We start from the raw sequence: 17491 nt of genomic DNA on the forward strand, positions 1-17491 counted from the left end.
CCCACTTCATCTAACAGCACTACGCTGAAGGGCTTGCGGCGCACCTTTTCGGTGAGCTGACCGCCCTCGTCGTAGCCGACATAGCCCGGAGGCGAACCGAACAGTCGGGAAGCCGTATGCTTCTCCGAGAACTCGGACATATCTAGCTGTACCAGGGCGTTCTCGTCTCCAAAGAGGAATTCTGCCAGTGCCTTGGCGAGCTCGGTCTTGCCCACCCCAGTCGGGCCGGCGAACACAAACGAGCCGCCGGGACGCTTCGGGTCTTTCAGACCAGCACGGGTGCGACGAATGGACTGGGACACAGCTTTGACCGCTTCGTCCTGACCGATGATGCGCTTGTGTAGCTCGTCCTCCATCCGCAGCAGTTTCGAGGATTCTGCCTGGGTGAGTTTGAACACCGGAATGCCGGTGGCCATCGCCAAAACCTCGGCGATTTGTTCTTCGTCAACCACCGACTCGGAGGTGTCTTCACCTTGTCGCCACTGGGATTCCTTCGCCGCGCGTTCTTCCGTCAGATTCTTTTCTTCGTCACGCAGCTGGGCAGCCTTTTCGAAGTCCTGGGCGTCAATGGCGGCCTCTTTCGCTTGACGGGCCTTGGCGATTTTCTCGTCAACTTCTTTCAGCTCCGGAGGTGCCGTCATCCGCTTGATGCGTAGGCGCGCCCCAGCTTCGTCAACCAGGTCAATCGCCTTATCTGGCAAAAACCTGTCAGAAACGTAACGGTCAGCGAGCTGAGCCGCGGCAGCGAGAGCCGCGTCAGTAATCATGACCCGGTGGTGGGATTCGTAGCGATCCCGCAGCCCTTTGAGGATGGCGACGGTTTCTTCCACACTGGGTTCTTCGACTTTCACCGGCTGGAAACGGCGTTCCAGAGCGGAGTCTTTCTCAATGTACTTGCGGTACTCGTCAATGGTGGTAGCGCCAATAGTCTGCAACTCGCCACGTGCTAGCATGGGCTTCAGAATCGAGGCGGCGTCAATCGCACCTTCTGCCGCCCCCGCACCAACCAGGGTATGAATCTCATCGATGAACAAGATGATGTCCCCACGGGTGCGGATTTCCTTCAGTACCTTCTTGAGACGTTCCTCGAAGTCACCGCGGTAGCGCGAGCCCGCCACCAAGGAACCCATATCCAAGGAATAAAGCTGTTTATCTTTCAAAGTTTCCGGGACGTCGCCGCGGACAATGCCCTGAGCCAGGCCTTCCACCACGGCGGTTTTACCCACCCCGGGTTCGCCGACCAAGACGGGATTGTTCTTGGTGCGCCGGGACAGGATTTGCATGACGCGTTCCATTTCCTTGGTCCGCCCGATAACTGGGTCAAGTTTGGACTCGCGCGCAGCCTGGGTGAGGTTGCGTCCGAATTGGTCCAAAATCGCCGAGTTGCCCCCCGCGTTGGGATTATCCGCTCGCCCGCCGCCGACACCCACCGTGTCGCGACCGCTCTGTTGAGGCTGGCTGCCTTGGTAACCGGACAGCAGTTCAATGACAGTCTGGCGCACATTGTTCAGGTCAGCGCCGAGTTTGATGAGGACTTGGGCGGCGACCCCATCGCCTTCCCGCAGCAGCCCCAGCAGGATATGTTCGGTACCGATGTAGTTGTGTCCCAGCTGCAGGGCCTCACGCATAGAAAATTCCAGCACCTTGCGGGCGCGCGGCGTAAAGGGAATGTGGCCGGTGGTAGGCTGTTCACCTTCACCGATAATCTCAATGACCTGAGCGCGCACGGCCTCCAGCGAGATACCCATCGTTTCCAAAGCCCGCGCCGCAATACCGTCACCTTCGTGGATTAGCCCCAGCAGCAGGTGCTCCGTGCCGATGTAGTTTTGGTTCAGCCGGCGGGCTTCGTCTTGGGCTAACACCACCACCCGGCGGGCTCGGTCGGTAAATCTTTCAAACATACGCACTCCCTTTTACACTCGTAACCAATTTATGCCCCCGCGTCGTGAAAACGCGACCGTGTTCACTACCGGCTAATTCACACTTCCAACAGAATCGTGAAAGGCCCGTCATTGGTGAAACTAACTTTCATGTCTGCCCCGAAAATTCCCCGTTCCACCCGCATGCCTTGATCCTGCAACGCTGCCCCCACCGCATCGACCAGCGGCTGAGCGACCTCTCCCGGCGCCGCCGCTACCCACGAGGGCCGATTGCCCTTGCGAGCGTCTCCGTAGAGCGTGAACTGACTAATCAACAGCACCGGCAGACCCAGCTGGAGCGCGGAAACTTCCGCACCACGCGCTTGTGCCAGCTTCTCAGACCCGCCAGCAGCATCGTAGGCACCCGGGGCATCAAAAATACGCAAATTCGCAATCTTGCGCGCCATTTTTTCGACCTGTGCCGTACCGTCAGTATGCGTGACTCCCAACAGTACCACCAGTCCAGGTCCGGCAAATTCGCCGGTAACCTCGCCGTTAACCGCGCATTTTGCGCCTGCAACACGTTGAATCACTGCCCGCATGAGTTTTCGCTCTCCTGTTCTGTGCCGTTTTGGCCGGTCTGTTACGGGGTTCACCAGGGCGTGGGGGGACGTTGGCCGGTTCCTCGCGAGTTCTTGCCCCGCCGGCGCCACGAAGCCACGGCGGGACGCACATCCGCCAGGTAAACCGCGGGAATAATCAGAGCCATCATCACCCCGAACAAGCCAACAAAAGCGTTGGGCGTCAGTCCCAGAAAGGAAATCACGAGTGCCAGCAGATTCAGCAGAGCCCAAAAATTGCGAGTTCGTTTACCTTCCGTTGGAAAAGCCTGGACGGGGGTAGTCAGGGCGTGTATCAAGGCATACAGGCTCATTCCCACCACGACCAGGACCAATCCCAGCACCAGTAACGTTTGCACCGAGTTGATGGCCGCGAAAACATTCGACATTTTATTTCCTCGCTTTCAAGCCCAGTAAGCCGCCCAGCTGGCTGTCATCCAGGCGGCGCGGGTTTTCCCCGCTCGGATCCACGATGATGCTTGGGGCGGCACGCATTCCTTCCACCAGCAGCATTTCCGCAGGGTCAACCTGACGTTTGACCAAACCCAGACCGATTTGCCCGTCCGTGGGATGGTAAGCCACCGAGGTCAGCACCCCAACTTCGCAACCGTCAGACTCCAAAGTCAGGGGGGAACCTATGGCTGGAAGTTCCTCGCGGGACCCATCTAGGTCCAAAAACGTGAGTCGGCGCGGAGGACGTCCCCGGTTGGTTAGTTTCGCCACGGTTTCTTGACCGGGATAGCAACCCTTTTGCAAACTGACGGCGACGCGCAGCCAGTCCAACTCATGAGGGAGGGTCCCCGGTTTGCCTTCACGTCCCAGGCGGGGGCGCCACAGGGCAATTCTCACGGCTTCCCAAGCACCCAAGTCCGCTTTCACCAGACCGCTCACTGCAGCTTTGGCCTCGAACTTGGGCAGGTCTGTACGCGAAACTACCGCCAGTTTACGGTGCGGGGCTGCGGGGTTGTCTCCCGGATGGCTGGTGCCCGCTGTGGTGAAAGTAGTCGTGTTTCCCACCGGACCGGGCCACGGATCAGTCCAAGTCACAGGGGAATGCTCGCTCCAGAACCGGTCCGCTGGGGAGATAGCATCGCCAGTGTTCAGAAAGCCCAAGACCGCAAAGTCCGCGCTCACATCGGCAATTTCAACGCGGGAACGGAATCGCATCGACTGGAAAAAATTGGCGGCACCCCCCGGTTCTTCAGTCAAAATCCACACGGCGCTGTCATCATCGACTGCGAAAAAACTCAGCTCTATGTGTCCGGTGGGGTCGAGGATGAGGGCTTCGCGCGGCGAGGCAGGCTCCCAGTTGGAGAAGTCCTGGGTGCTGATAGAGTTCAGCCAAGCCCAGCGATCCGGCCCGGAGACTTTTAGCACTCCCAGAGGAATAGTGGCGTAGCCACGGCCTTCGAGCAGTTCTGTGCCGTGATTCCAGCCCGCCTCTATCGCCGTTCCCGGCCAGGTCCGGTCGATACTCGGATAGGTGACCTGCATTTTTACCCCCTGTTCACCACTTTGGACGCTGACGTGAGAAACAATCCCTCAAGCAAGTGTAGGACCCTGCCCCACTAAGAGCCGCGCCAGAATGTATAGCGGAACGGACGCCGCCAGAACGGGAATGAAAGCCTGGCTCACCGCAGCCGAAACTGTTGACGGAGCCAAGTCTCCGCTGAAAAGCACGGTCAATGACGCGAACGCGATTCCAAACACCACTCCCAACAGCAGGCCGGAAACTAGGGCTACGGTCAGGCTGGGGAGGTGGCCTCCAGCGAAAAGCACCAGCTGATCCCGGGAGGTTCCTTCCATCACAAGGATGGCGGCCCCGGCTGCCAAACCGAAAATTACCGAGAACAGGATTCCCGTGAAAACTCTCCATTTCAATTGCCAGTTGGCGCTCATCGCCATCCCGATGCATCCTCCGATGAGAGTGACTGCTCCGGGCACCAAGAGGAAGTACCACAGTGTTTCCGTCTCTAGCATGACCCAAGCCCCGGCAGTGGAAACGATGAGGATTCCCGCCACGTTGCCCGCAACTGAGTTCAGCAAGTCCTGCCGGGGGCGACGCACCATTTCCGCGATGAAAGCCCCAATGACTCCCAATCCCACGACTTCTGCCACTATCGAGAAATCTCCAAAGATTCTTCCCGACAACAAAGCCAACACCCCGAATACGGTCAGCAGGATGAAAGAGGCTCGCGGGGCGGGCAGATGCGCCAAATGCGCCCAGCCGTAAGCAAAACATACCACCGCGATGGCTGCAGCTACGGTCAGAAAATCGGAAGGAAGCAAAAAGATCAGGGACATTCCCAAAGCAGCCAGGGCGGTAATAATCTCAGGGTGGGCACAGATAACTCGCCCTATCAGGGACTCAGGAACTTTCGGCAGCTTTTCAATCTTTTCTGCCTGGTGTTCCTCCCGCCGCACGCGGCGCGTAATTTTTACCGTATCGGTCAGCGAAGGATCCGGCATCTCCACGTTGGGCTGGGAAGTCATATTCCGATTCTCTCATAAGTTGGGGAACTCTCAGGAACTGACCGGATTACGTGTTCCGAGAGGGTTAAACTTTGAAGGCTCCGACGAGCGGAGCCTTCAACGACACCGAAACCGTAAAGCGCCTGTCGGCGCGAAGGCCGCTCGTAGCGGCAGTATATGGAGCCCGGGGCTTCTACGGACATCGATGTCTTATATTTAAGTTACCACACCCGCGAACCCTTGTCTCTAGATTTAAAATAAATTTCTCTTTAACTTGCCTTTAACCTGACAAAGCTCCAGGCGATGCCCTCAGTACCGCGCGCATTGCCCCAGAATTTACACCGTTTTTACAATGAAGGCTCCGAACGGATAGAGTAATCAAGGCTGACAAAACGGACTCTGCCAGAACTGTTAAACAGGTTCTCAAAGTCCCCAAGTTCGCCGAATCCATCACAAAGAAGGGTGAAAAATGGGCCTGTTCCATCGCGCCAAAGACGAGAGATTTTTCGAGCAGCTCACCGAAATTGCCGGTAACCTGATTGAAGGTACCGATATCTTGGCAAAGTTGATGGCTCTCCCCCCCGCTCAGCGCGACGCAGAGCGCAACGACTTGCACGCGGTCGAGAATTCCTCCGATGATTTGACCCACGCGTTCATGAACAAAATTAACCAGACTTTTGTCACCCCTCTCGATCGTGACGACCTCAGCGAACTGGCTTACCGACTCGATGATTGCATGGATTTGATTGATGAAGCCGGGAACCTCATCGTGGTCTACCAGTTGCAGGAAATCCCCGAGTGCTTGCACAAACAGGCGGCTATCCTCCAAAAGTGTGCCGCTGTTACCGCTAGTGCTATGCCCCGCCTGAAAACTTTGGACGAACTGCGCGAGTACTGGGTGGAAGTCAACCGCTTAGAGAACCAAGCCGACCAGATTTATATGCACTGCCTGTCCGACATTGTGAATAATAATCCTGACCCGATAGCGGTCATCAAACTAAAAGATGTCACCGAGCGGCTGGAGGATGCCTGCGACGCATTCGAGCATCTGGCTGCTCTGGTCGAAGGCATTGCGATTAAGGAATCTTGAGGGTTCTCCCAGATGGACATTTCTCTGGTACTGGTTGTTTGCGTCGTTATCATCGCAGTTGCTTTTGATTTCACCAATGGTTTTCACGATGCCGCCAACGCCATCGCCACCGCAATTTCCACGCGAGCTTGGGAACCGCGTACCGCCTTGGCTATGGCTGCGGTCATGAACCTAGTGGGATCTCTACTGGGAACTGAAGTAGCAAAGACCATCGGGTCTGGAATCATTGATATGTCTGGATATGCTACGGCGGTTTCCCACGCTGAAAGAGCCCACGGCCTGTTGATTATTCTTGGTGGCTTGATTGGGGCCATTTGTTGGAACATCATCACCTGGTATTTCGGATTGCCTTCCTCGTCCTCTCACGCGCTGATTGGTGGCTTGGCGGGAGCGGGTTTAGCTGCGGGAGTCACCGTGAACTGGGCGACGATTACTTCTCACGTCTTGATTCCGATGGTGGTTTCCCCGCTCATCGGTTTCACGTTTGCATATGTGCTGATGAGCCTGGTCATGGTGTCTATGAAGAACCTGGCTTACCGCCGAACCATGCGTAAATTCCGGGTTGGTCAAAAGTTTTCCTCCGCGGCTCTAGCCCTAGGTCACGGTTTGCAAGATGCCCAAAAGACCATGGGGGTCATTTTCATTGCTCTGGTAGCTTCCGGTCACGTTGACTTGGACGACCCCATTCCACTGTGGGTCAAGTTCACGGCGGCTATGGCCATTGCGGCCGGCACTTTCGTAGGCGGGTTTCGCATCATGAAAACCTTGGGTTCTCGCGTGATTCATGTTGATCCGGCCAATGGTTTTGTCTCCGAGACAGTTGCCGCGGGGGTGCTGTACTTCACGGCGTTTATTTGGCACGCTCCGATTTCCACCACTCATACCGTAACCACCGCCATCATGGGAGTGGGCGCGACCCGCAGGCTTTCCGCAGTGCGCTGGGGAACAGCCGGAAACATTGTGGTGGCCTGGGTTCTGACTCTCCCCGCCGCCGCGGTTGCAGCCGTGGTCTACACCCTGTTGGAATTCCTGTTTCGGATTTAGGCAACGCTGCCCACCGACAACCGAGAGAACTCGAAAAACCGGCCGAATAAACTTGTGATTACCGAAAAATCACATTAATCCAGCACGTAACCGACAGGAGGTTCGGCTCCTGCGTGCTCGGCGGCAATGAGCTTTGGGCTGCCCTCGGCGTCTGAGATTACGTGAACAATCAAGGATTCCCCGGTTTCCAGAGGCACCAGGGTTTCTTCTAAGAAGTCGTTGCCCAAAGCTCGAATCAGCGGAATCAGGACGGGAGCATGGGAACACAGGGCAGTCGGGCCTTCCGTCAGCGCCGCCTTGAGCTGTGTACGCAACAGTTCCAAGCCGCCATAAGGATTGGAGGCAAAGCCGTCCTCGCTCAACACATCCGGGTATTCACACCTAATCCCGCTAGCTTTCAAGTACGGGCGTACCGTTTGCTCGCAACGTTTCCACGGCGAACAATACAGCCGAGAAATCCCGAATGCACTCAAGGTGGAGGCCAATGCCGCGGCCTGGTGCTTACCACGTTTTTTCAAGGGACGCAGCGAATCATCAGTCTTCCACTTCAGTCGATTCTTGGCTTTTCCGTGGCGAACCAACATGACTGGAGCCGAGTCGCCCCACCCCTGCGACAGACATTGCTCCGCGTGGGCTACCAGATTGCGGTCGTATTCTTGAGTCAAAAGCTCCTGCGCTTGGGCCTGGTCGACCCAACGGGTTTCGTTTATCTCGTATGGCGAGGCCGGTTCCGCATAGGGGCGGGCCAGTATCGCCGCACTGTGGCGCACCTGAGCCAACCAGTACGTCACCTGTTTCTCGGCACCCTCCACCGGGTAAGTCGTGACCCCAAGCTGGGGGCCCAGGCAAACCTGAACTCCCGTCTCCTCGGCGATTTCACGTACCGCACAAGCAGGTAGCAGTTCACCGAGTTCCAGTTTTCCCTTTGGCAGGGACCAGTCGTCGTACTTTGGCCGGTGGACGACCAAAAATTCATAAGGGGTTTGGGTGGGTGTCCCCTCCAAGGCAGGACGAACTTCCCCACCGCGCCAAACCACCCCGCCGGCAGCTAAAACTTTGCTCATTCACTTCCCTTTTCTGTCTACCCAACCTTGCGAATCTCACCGACCGGGCTTTTCCGTACCGTTCCGACACGGTCTAGCCTGGCTCATTACGTCACAACTCGGATACCGCGGCACGTCGACCTCAATGCCGGGAGACACCGCCACGTCCCGACACGCGCGAGGAAGCGCGGCTCATCAAGGTTTCCTGGATGTCCTCCAGACGCAACCCAGCCTCATTCGTATTGACTCGCACCCACTGCTGGTCGGGCATCAACCGCCACGAAGCGGTAGTGTCTGCCATGCCGTGTTTGACCAGATCAACCAAATATTGAATCTGTTCCGGGTCCACAATTTTCACCAGCGCCTCGACGCGGCGATCCAAGTTACGGTGCATCAGGTCCGCGGACCCAATCCAGACTTCCGGATCCCCATCGTTCTTAAACGCATAGACTCGCGAATGCTCCAGGAATCGTCCCAAGATAGAAACGACCCGAATGTTATCGCTGAGGCCGGGGATACCTGGCTTAATGGAACAAATGCCGCGAACCTGAATCATCACCGGAACCCCCGCTTGGGAAGCCCGGTACAGTGCGTCCGTCAGGCGTTCATCCACAATCGAGTTGATTTTGAACAGGATTTCCGCTTTCTTACCCGCTTTCTTGTTAGCAATTTCGCGGTTAATCCGCTCAATCAAACCATCACGAATGGAGCGGGGCGCGACCAGCAAACGGTGGAAAGACGAACGCGGCGCGTATCCGCTGAGCTGGTTGAACAAACGCGTCAGGTCCTGGGCAACCTCGCGGTCATCGGTCAGCAGACCCAGGTCCTCGTACCCGCGAGCTGTCTTGGGGTGATAGTTGCCGGTACCAACGTGGCAGTAGCGATGCAGCCCATCGGGTTCCTGACGCACCACCAGGCACAGCTTACAGTGAGTCTTGAGACCGACCAGGCCGTAAACCACATGAACCCCGGCGCGTTCCATCTTGCGAGCCCAGCCGATATTGGCTTCCTCATCGAAACGCGCTTTAATCTCGACGATAGCCACGACCTGTTTACCGGCGCGAGCCGCGTCAATCAGGGCCTGAACAATAGGGGAATCGCCAGAAGTACGGTACAGGGTCTGTTTGATTGCCAAAACGTTCGGATCTTGAGCCGCCTGCACGATGAATTGCTGCACCGAGGTGGCGAAAGAATCATACGGAAGGTGTATCAGCACATCGTGATTACGAATAGAGCTGAAAATATCCGCGGTTTTCGATGATTCTTTTTCGGCCAGCCCGGCCGGGGTCACGGGAACATAGGGGGGATATTTGAGTTGGGGAATATCCAGATCATGCAGGTCGTTGAGACCGCGTAAGTCCAGCGGCGCGGGGAGCCGGAACACGTCGGAAGTCCCGATTTCGAGGTTTTCTTTTAAGAAGTCCAGCAGGAACGCCGGCATGGATTCTGCCACTTCCAGACGTACCGCCGGCCCGAAACGCCGTTTCGCGAGTTCGGATTCCATTGCGGTCAAAATATTTTCCGCATCGTCTTCCTCGACTTCCAAATCTTCGTTACGGGTCACCCTGAACTCGTGGGCTTCTTTAATTTCCATACCGGGGAACAAATGGTCCAGGTGCGCAGAAATAATCTGTTCGATAGGCACGAAATGGACCTTTTCTCCCGCCAGAATCACACTGGAGGGGTCATTTTCGACCCCGTTTTCGGTCACTGCCACGAAACGCGGCAGGATGGGCGGCACCTTAATCCGAGCAAAGTGTTCTTTGCCGGTGTTGGGGTTGCGCACAATTATCGCCAGGTTCAGCGACAGCCCAGTGATGTATGGGAAAGGGTGCGATGGGTCTACTGCCAGCGGCGACAGGATAGGAAACACCTGGTTGCGGAAGTAGCGGTGCAGGATTTCGTGATGGGTTTCGTTCAGGCTATCCCAGTCGGTGATGACCAAACCAGCTTTATCCAAGGCCGGGCGAATCTCGTCTTGGAAATAATGGTAGACGTTACCGGTCATCTCATGAGAGCGACGGCTGATTTCGCCCTCCAACTGACGCGGTGTCAACCCCGAAGCGGACACTGTCGCGAACCCAGCGGCGATGCGGCGCTTCAGACCCGCGACACGCACCATATAGAACTCGTCCAAGTTGGAACAATAGATAGTCAAGAACCACGCCCGCTCCAACAGGTGCAGGCGGGGGTCTTGGGCCTGCTCAAACACGCGTTGGTTAAAGGCCAGCCAGGACAGTTCCCGGTCGGCGAAGCGTCCTTTGGGTAGCTTCGGCAGTCCGTCGGGGGTCAGTCCGTCTTCTTTCCTAAGCGCCAGAGGCTTGTGGTCGGATTTCTTTGACGATTTGTTCTTTTTGACCTTCGAGCCCAAGGCGTCCGCACGAGCAATCATTACCGAGTCGGGCAGTTGTTCCTCTCGGGGGGTGTCCGGTTCCGTGAAGTCCGCGTCATCGTATTCTTGGGAACCACCCGCGCTGAGATCTTTTTTCGGGAACATTTCCTCGGCGGTAGCTCCCTCGAAAAGGGATTTCTTTACTTCCCCGGGCAAGGGAGGAGGAGTCGGAACTCCTGTCTCATTGTTTTTCTGTGTATCTTGGTTTTCCTGGTTCTCAGACACCTTATGTCCCCTCAACTTTTTCGTTAATTTTGCTCAAGTATTGCCTGGTTGCACAGCTTTCTGTGCCGCCGCTGAGCGCGGCGTGCGGCGCAGTGGTCAATCCAAGCGGCCTTCGCGGTACATCGTCGCCGCGTCTAGCAGTTCGTCGGCGGTAGCCAGCAAGGCGTTGTCTCGCAGGGTCACCGCGTTGGCCAGCACGTCCTGAGGATTTTCTTTCATCCAGACCGACTCGCTGGCTGCCAACACCCGCAGCACAGCTTGAGACGTATCCAGAAAATCGGCGAAATTATCGTCGAAACTGCCTCCCAAGATTTGTCCTAGCTGTTTTTTCCATCCCGGAAAATCCAAGGAATGAGCCCCTTCGATATCAAGGTGTTCAGACAGTCGCGGCGAATTTAAACCCTGCTTAAAACGGGTATTCACGCCTTCCGGGTAACGTTTCACCCACTGGTCTATCAACAGAAGCCGCCACAAAACGCCCGGCAAGGTATTGACCGGGGAACGTGACCACAGCTCAGCCAGTTCGTCTACGCCGTTATCCTGCATATGCTTCAACAGGCGTTCCTTGGTTTCCGGATCGGGATCAGACCACTCCCCATTGGGGGATTTCACCAATATCCGGGCTGAGGTGTGGGCTGATTCGCTGGACAGCGCCGGGTCTTCCTCGCCTTCCAAGTATTCCAAGGTCTCTGGTTCGATGATGGCCGGGCGTCGCGGTTTCCTGGTTTCCATGGTTCCTCCCTGTTCGATTCACTTTAATTATCCCCGTTCACCCGGGATTTTGTGTGGACTTGGTAATACTTCCCTGCGGACTTGACCTAACTGGTAACAATGGTACGAACACCGCAGAGAGCTGCAGTACTTGCACTCTGGGTGCATGTTAGGCCGGAATACGGGACAATCCGTTGCTGGGCCTGAGTTCCAGAATGAACCAGCCGCTCAGTTGTCGTTAGGCAGACTTTTTACCTATAATCTTTCCTACGGGCCTATAGCTCAGTTGGTAGAGCAGCGGACTTTTAATCCGTGGGTCGGGGGTTCGAGCCCCCCTGGGCCTACCTTTGTGGGGTCGGGCGAGTTGCACTCGCCCGACCCCACAAATTTAACGCCACGGGGCTCGAAACCTCGACGCAGTCGCGCGCTGGCAGCAGCCGAAGGCTGCATGCGCCAGCGCGTTACAGCGCGGAGGCGTTAAAAAACGGCACCGATGTGCCGTTTTAGCCGAAGCATCAAACAGAAAAAGTCCCTCTTGGGCCTACCCACAACCCAAACCCCGACCGATCAACCCAACCGCACGAAAGTATTAAAAAACGGCACCGAAGTACCGTTTTTTAACAGTTACTCGGAGAGATTAAGCGTCAACGCCCACCATTACAGAGGATGCTTTCACGATGGCGTAAGCATCTGAGCCTTCTGTGAGCCCCAGATTATCAACCGAAGTGTTGGTAATGGACGCCGCGAAGCAAACCCCAGGTGCAACTTCAATCTCCACGATTGAATTGACTGCGCCGCGTTCAATGTTCTTTACCTTGCCCTTGAACTGGTTACGTGCAGAAATTTTCATGTTCATACCTCTTCTATTGTCTCTGTCCCAGCCATCTGCGGGACTCCATCAACTTCCAGGCAATACACCCCTGGATTCACCCCATTTTATCATGACGCTATCTCCGCATTTGCTTGCAAATACAACGTTTTAAGCCTCTACTGCTGCCTCTCTCGGCCAGTATCAAGCTAGGGTCAGAGAGGGGATGCGTCAATCTTTTACGGCGAGGATTTTTCCTACGCCAGAGTTAGCTTCAGCCCCAAAGCATTCATAATTTTCGTGATGGTTTCAAAAGATGGATTCCCGTCTTTTGACAGTGACTTGTAAAGGGATTCTCGGTTGAGTTCCGTTTGCTTTGCAAGCTGGCTCATGCCGCGAGCTTTGGCGATATCTCGTAATACGACTTGTACAGTTTTCGTGTCCCCATCTTCAAGGGCTATGGCTAGGTAGTCGTGAATCGCTTCGGGACTATCCAAGTATTTACTTGCGTCAAAAGCTGCAAAACTCACATCTTTCATGATTGCTCCTCTCGGATTTGTCGGGCTAATTTTTGAGCCAGCTGAATGTCTTTGGGCTGAGTTGATTTGTCCCCTCCAGCTAGAAGAAACACCGTAATAGCGCCAATCTGGGTGTAGTAAACACGATAGCCAGCCCCAAAATGGAACTTCAACTCGCTAACTGCACCTCCTACCGACTTGATATCTCCAAGCATCCTGCCATGCGCTTCACATCTGGCGATTGCGTGCAAAATGCGACGTTGAGCATGTTTATCTTTCAACCCATCAAGCCAGGCATCGAACAGATTGCTGGAAAGAATCTCCACAAATTAAAGTGTAGCCTACAGGCTACACATGTCAAGAGATAGACAAATATTGACCCGTACCTCTCATTACACGTCGCCCAGAACGTGGATAAATGCCGAGGCTAGCGGGTTTTGGCGGCATAGAGAGCAAAGAGGTGCGAGACGATGTCCGCCTCATCACTATCGGACGGCAGGCCGTAAGCTGCCTCGACCGCGCGGTCGTTTTCGCGGTGTGCCGCCCGCAGCTCCGCGGGCATCAAGTCGGGGTCGTAGAGTGTGGCGAGGGAAGCGTCTGGATAGAGCGCACGCGCCTCTAAAATCCCCTGCGACCAATGCGGCTCATGGTACGGATTGAAAACCTGGCACGCGGGCACCAAATACGAGAAAAGCATCTGGCACTACAACCACAAATACGACGGTGAACAAAAATGCGCCACCCCAAGCCTCGATTAAGAAACCATCGAAACCGCATTCACAACCGTTCTGCAGCAGATGTTGGACGGACAGACCGGCGTGGACGAGGTGCTTGATCAGGCTGTGCGGGCCGAATTGGATACCAGTGTACTCGAAAGCCGAAACCGAGAAACTCCTCGCAGAAGTTGAATCGGCCGCACCGTCGTCAAGACAGACGCACCATCGAATTCACTTTCAGGGACGGCTCGACAATGACGACCGTGCCCCGTAGCGGGAACTCGCTTAAAGATCCCACTCCTCAGTGAGAAGGTTCAGTAGTTTTTGTTGGCGTTGCCGGATGATTGTCGGCGTCCACTCGGATTCTGTAAGCACCTGCGTTGTTAGGGCGAACACAGACACGCCCTTGCCCGAGGTGAAGTATTTTTCTTTCTTTACTGTGAAGTCATAGTTCTGGGCTGCAGAATTCGCGCGCCGACTCAGCAACAGCAGATTGCCTAACTTATGGGTCCATTCTGCCGTTTCCTCTTCGGTGAAATCTTAAACCCACCGGCTATCAGCTGTAGGATTCTGCGGGAGCACGTGCTCGACCGTGACGACCCGATGGTCATAAGACGCTCCCGGATCTTGCGCCAAAATAGAGTCAAGGCGAAGGAGAACATATCGCCGTACCGGTTTTGAGAGATAGATGTCTCCAGCTAAACGTTCCTTTGTATCGGCGCGCTCCTCGTTCGACAACTTGAAAGCCGCTGAGTCAAGGCCGTCACCAGCCGCAAGCTCCTTGAGCAGATCCATGTAGCGGCGCTGTCGGGGTGTTGTATATACCCGACGCACCAGCATACTTGCTGCCAGCCGCTCAAGCTTTGCGAAGAAACTAACCAAAAACTCTGGGTTCTCACCATACTCAGTCAATGCCCATAGTGCCGATGGTCGCCAGTCATCATTATCGAGCTGATCAAGTCGTTTAAGCCAATGATTGACCCGGCTCCATCGAGGATCATCTCCTTGGAAGTCTTGATCCAGTAGTCGAATATCTGCCTTGGCGTATGGCTCAAGAACTTCACGAATAAATCCGGAACCATTATTTGGCAAGTACTGTTTGAGGACCTGTTCAGGGAATTCTTGAAGCAAGCTCTTCACCCCACGGGTGCGTGCCTTAATCGCACGAATATAAAAGAAAAGATTACCAAACTCGTCGCGTCCGAGATTTTCTTCAAGACGCTCCCAGAGATCAGCGTAATGTTGTTTTTCATTCTCATCAATAGTGCCAATGACCTGTGATTTGAAGATATCTTGAGGAGACAAGGGCAGACCACGAGCGTTCATGACTGAAAAAATACGGTAAGCGCTATTGAGATCTGAAGTTGACACTGTCACCAGGAAAGCTCGTCCAGCAATCAGGCGAAACAGCTCTTTAAGCTGCTCCGGGCTCAGCTGAATTAGTTCATCACGAAGAACCTTTGCATTGTCACGAAGGCCACGCTGTGAATCAGTTTCAGGGATATTATCACTAAGCTCAACCAACTTGGTTGTGCCATCCATTGCCTGCACGTACTCATAGAAGAACTGGTTGTCGCGAGGACGTATCTTTAACCGGCGACAGGCCGGTTGGTTATCCCATTCTACGGCTGGCTTCTCAATCAATGAATGAATGCTACGCCGAAGATCGCCACCTTCAACGAGATCACGGATCAAAGCTAGCAAGAGCGTCAAAGTTGTGATTCGTTGCTGCCCATCAATAACCTCGGAACGGGGCTCGTTTGGAGTCTTCACCAGCACGATTGATCCTAGGAAGTAAGGCTCATCGGTATCTCGGTCAAGAGCGCCTAGAAGATCAGATAGCAGCTGGCTGGACTCTTCCTTCCCCCATGCGTAAGGTCGTTGGTATTCAGGAATCACAAATTCGTAATCACCGCTAGTTAGCAGTGTCCCCACGTTGATCTCAGCCGCTTCCAGTCTTCGAGTCATCCCAGTCATTGTTTTCCTTGCTCGAGTAAGTTCGGTTCTGCCTCTATTGAACCCCTGCCCCTATTGTGAACCCGCTAAGCCGCGAGCACCGGACATTCGCTGTTATGTATCCAATCCGAGTAGCAAGTTTCCAGGAACCGCAAACTGAGCAACAGCAGCGTCCAGAACTTCTGGCACTCGCCTTTCTCGTAGCCCTTGCCAGCCCATTGAGCCGCAAACTCCCGAGCAGCTGCCAAATCCGCAACCATCACCAACCCGACCTCTCCAACGCGCCTTGTGCCAACACTTCAGTATCTCACCACGTCCAGACGGAAAGTCGAGAAATCGAAAACAGACCGACATACCAAGTCTGTTAGACAAGGTCGAGCATCGTCCCTGCGCGGGAAATCTGGGAGGGCTAGCGCGTCGCCGCCCCCGTCTCAGGAGTCAGATTTTGCGTCCCCGTCAGGCTTCTCCCGCGACTTCTCTTCCAGGCGCGCTTGTACGACCGGGTCAGCACTAAGAGGGGTATGCGGCTTGCCCAAGTAACGTTTGTCCTGACGCCACCACGGCATGATGCCCACCCAGCCGTCATCCGGGGGAACCAAGGTGTCTGGCTTAAAGCCCAGCTCCATGGGGGTTTGCGGGATTTGGTCGACGATGAAGTACTTGTCTTTATTGTCAAAGTGGGTCAGCATGACCTTGCGGAACGCCCCGAGTTCACAGAACAGAACTCCGGTAATCGGATTGCGTTTCTGTCCGATGATTTTGTACAGCCAGTAGCCAAACAGAGCCACATTGGAAATGAGCGCCAGCCAGGCACACACGATGTTGGCCACCGGGTTCATCGTCGCGTAGTTGAACATTCCGGAGGGCTGCACCAGCAGTTCGGGCAGGATGTTGTTCGCCGCAATCCAGAACATGAGTGTGAAGCACCTGAACCATATCCACTGACCTTTTGCCCACGTGAAAGCGGGAATGGTACAGGCCAGCAACAGGGCGAACGTACAGTACCAGGTGTAATCAGCCAGCGAGTTGTACAGGAAAGCGTGATTCCACAGGTCGTAGGCGATAATCCAGGGCCACACCATATCCACCCAGATGAGTCCCTTAACCTTTTGCTTCGGATTTGAGGTGATGGCAATCTTGCCGAGGCCGGTAATGGTGATGATGTTGAGCACGCCCGCCAGCGCCGAAAGCAAGTTCCAGTACCCCCCGATGGTGCGGAACCCGGTTGCGGGATCGATACCGATGTGGGCTTGGGCAAAGTTGGCAGCCACCGCCTGATACCACGCCTCGGTTCCCACTGCCGCCGCAACGCCGCGAGTTTCGGGCAGTCCCGGAATCATGGGTATACTGTGCGCTTGGTCGATAGCCTGCAGGCACTGCCAATCAGCGGCACAGGAATAGTATTCGCTGGCTTGCAGGAATATGGTGACATCGCGGATATTGGCTTCCATGATGTTTACCGCCAGCCCAATCCACAGCGCGAGCCCGAACCAGAAAGCATAGCGGTGTGCCTTGAGCGGATGACGTTTCCCGTAGAACAGCAGGAATCCGGTCATGGTCGCGGTTAAGACCATGATGGTGAATTTTCCAAAGGGGAACCACCCTACCATGGGGATTCCGTGGGTAATCACATAGGGCATGACCGCGATTCCTCCCACGGTCCACAGGACGAAAATCGTCCAGTTCCAGCGACGGTTTATCTCTGCTATCGCAATCTGTGCCAGCAAAACCACGATCCAGAACAAATAGACTCGCGGAGTTCCGATTTCCCACAATCCTAGAAAGGTATTCACCACTGCTCCTTTGTAGCTGCTTATTGGCTTATAGTGTAAAACCACTATTCAATGTTTTTGTTAGGACGTTGGTCCTGAAATGTGTTTTTATAAATTTATCGACCGAAAGGGACACATTTTTCACAATAGTGTGCTAGTTTCCTCTCAATAGGTGTTCGTACTCGGTATGTCCTCAGAGCGAATTCTTTTAAAATCTGTCAGCTTCGCCCTCTCGGCGAAAAAACCACGAGGAGTTAGGAACTAG

The 17491-nt window shown here is 55.0% G+C and carries 15 protein-coding genes, 1 tRNA gene and 3 pseudogenes; 3 read left to right on the forward strand and 16 right to left on the reverse strand.

All coding sequences use genetic code 11. The features are described 5' to 3' along the window. The 5 genes from AC5LBQ_RS03870 to AC5LBQ_RS03890 all read right to left on the reverse strand — a co-directional run. Positions 1 to 1901, reverse strand: a 1901-nt coding sequence (locus AC5LBQ_RS03870) for an ATP-dependent Clp protease ATP-binding subunit (RefSeq protein WP_493264686.1), incomplete at its 3' end; no start/stop codon positions are given. A 77-nt stretch (positions 1902 to 1978) separates the two neighbouring features. Further along, on the reverse strand, positions 1979 to 2461 hold the full coding sequence (gene dtd / locus AC5LBQ_RS03875; protein ID WP_493264687.1) for a D-aminoacyl-tRNA deacylase: 483 nt from the start codon (positions 2459 to 2461) through the stop codon (positions 1979 to 1981). A gap of 50 nt (positions 2462 to 2511) precedes the next feature. Beyond that, on the reverse strand, positions 2512 to 2868 hold the full coding sequence (locus AC5LBQ_RS03880) for a DUF2516 family protein (protein WP_493264688.1): 357 nt from the start codon (positions 2866 to 2868) through the stop codon (positions 2512 to 2514). Between the two features lies 1 nt (position 2869). Continuing rightward, positions 2870 to 3973 (reverse strand): CAF17-like 4Fe-4S cluster assembly/insertion protein YgfZ, encoded by a 1104-nt coding sequence (ygfZ, locus tag AC5LBQ_RS03885; RefSeq protein WP_493264689.1) that lies wholly within the window; start codon positions 3971 to 3973, stop codon positions 2870 to 2872. Positions 3974 to 4021: 48 nt separating this feature from the next. Next, entirely contained in the window at positions 4022 to 4972 is a 951-nt protein-coding gene (locus tag AC5LBQ_RS03890; protein ID WP_493264690.1) for a beta-carotene 15,15'-monooxygenase, read from the reverse strand. Between the two features lie 448 nt (positions 4973 to 5420). Here AC5LBQ_RS03890 and AC5LBQ_RS03895 point away from each other — a divergent pair, with 448 nt between their 5' ends. Together AC5LBQ_RS03895 and AC5LBQ_RS03900 are read left to right on the forward strand one after the other, a co-directional pair. Beyond that, a complete protein-coding gene (locus AC5LBQ_RS03895) occupies positions 5421 to 6041 on the forward strand; it encodes a DUF47 domain-containing protein (RefSeq protein ID WP_295026402.1) in 621 nt (206 codons plus the stop codon). A gap of 12 nt (positions 6042 to 6053) precedes the next feature. Beyond that, positions 6054 to 7085 (forward strand): inorganic phosphate transporter, encoded by a 1032-nt coding sequence (locus tag AC5LBQ_RS03900; RefSeq protein WP_493264691.1) that lies wholly within the window; start codon positions 6054 to 6056, stop codon positions 7083 to 7085. Between the two features lie 74 nt (positions 7086 to 7159). On the opposite strand, the gene AC5LBQ_RS03905 is transcribed toward AC5LBQ_RS03900, so the two are convergent. The 3 genes from AC5LBQ_RS03905 to AC5LBQ_RS03915 all read right to left on the reverse strand — a co-directional run bounded on the left by AC5LBQ_RS03905 (position 7160) and on the right by AC5LBQ_RS03915 (position 11477). Continuing rightward, positions 7160 to 8149: an NUDIX hydrolase gene (locus tag AC5LBQ_RS03905; protein ID WP_493264692.1), complete on the reverse strand. Its 990-nt coding sequence runs from the start codon at positions 8147 to 8149 to the stop codon at positions 7160 to 7162. Between the two features lie 121 nt (positions 8150 to 8270). Beyond that, positions 8271 to 10745: an RNA degradosome polyphosphate kinase gene (locus AC5LBQ_RS03910; protein WP_493264693.1), complete on the reverse strand. Its 2475-nt coding sequence runs from the start codon at positions 10743 to 10745 to the stop codon at positions 8271 to 8273. A gap of 96 nt (positions 10746 to 10841) precedes the next feature. Further along, a complete protein-coding gene (locus AC5LBQ_RS03915) occupies positions 10842 to 11477 on the reverse strand; it encodes a hypothetical protein (protein ID WP_493264694.1) in 636 nt (211 codons plus the stop codon). 250 nt (positions 11478 to 11727) lie between these two features. Here AC5LBQ_RS03915 and AC5LBQ_RS03920 point away from each other — a divergent pair. Further along, positions 11728 to 11800, forward strand: a tRNA-Lys gene (locus tag AC5LBQ_RS03920). Between the two features lie 293 nt (positions 11801 to 12093). Here AC5LBQ_RS03920 and AC5LBQ_RS03925 read toward each other — a convergent pair. The 8 genes and pseudogenes from AC5LBQ_RS03925 to AC5LBQ_RS03960 form a co-directional block, all read right to left on the reverse strand. Then, positions 12094 to 12306, reverse strand: coding sequence for a TOBE domain-containing protein (locus AC5LBQ_RS03925; protein WP_493264695.1), 213 nt, complete (start codon positions 12304 to 12306; stop codon positions 12094 to 12096). Between the two features lie 215 nt (positions 12307 to 12521). After that, the gene (locus AC5LBQ_RS03930) at positions 12522 to 12803 is read right to left on the reverse strand and encodes an addiction module antidote protein (RefSeq protein WP_493264696.1); all 282 of its coding nucleotides are present in this window, start codon (positions 12801 to 12803) and stop codon (positions 12522 to 12524) included. Beyond that, complete coding sequence (locus AC5LBQ_RS03935) at positions 12800 to 13108, reverse strand: type II toxin-antitoxin system RelE/ParE family toxin (protein ID WP_493264697.1); 309 nt, start codon at positions 13106 to 13108, stop codon at positions 12800 to 12802. Before AC5LBQ_RS03935 ends, AC5LBQ_RS03930 begins: the two co-directional genes overlap by 4 nt. 101 nt (positions 13109 to 13209) lie before the next feature. After that, positions 13210 to 13416: pseudogene (locus AC5LBQ_RS03940) on the reverse strand (type IIL restriction-modification enzyme MmeI); the annotation flags it as partial. 367 nt (positions 13417 to 13783) lie between these two features. After that, positions 13784 to 14023, reverse strand: a pseudogene (locus tag AC5LBQ_RS03945) (HNH endonuclease family protein); the annotation flags it as partial. Between the two features lie 15 nt (positions 14024 to 14038). Then, positions 14039 to 15475, reverse strand: a complete 1437-nt coding sequence (locus AC5LBQ_RS03950; RefSeq protein ID WP_493264698.1) for a DUF262 domain-containing protein — start codon at positions 15473 to 15475, stop codon at positions 14039 to 14041. Positions 15476 to 15615: 140 nt separating this feature from the next. Continuing rightward, a pseudogene (locus AC5LBQ_RS03955) lies at positions 15616 to 15714 on the reverse strand (type IIL restriction-modification enzyme MmeI); the annotation flags it as partial. 171 nt (positions 15715 to 15885) lie between these two features. Then, positions 15886 to 17250: a DUF5692 family protein gene (locus tag AC5LBQ_RS03960; RefSeq protein WP_493264699.1), complete on the reverse strand. Its 1365-nt coding sequence runs from the start codon at positions 17248 to 17250 to the stop codon at positions 15886 to 15888. Positions 17251 to 17491: the final 241 nt, after the last annotated feature.

The sequence above is a fragment of the Mobiluncus sp. genome (genome assembly GCF_985070215.1).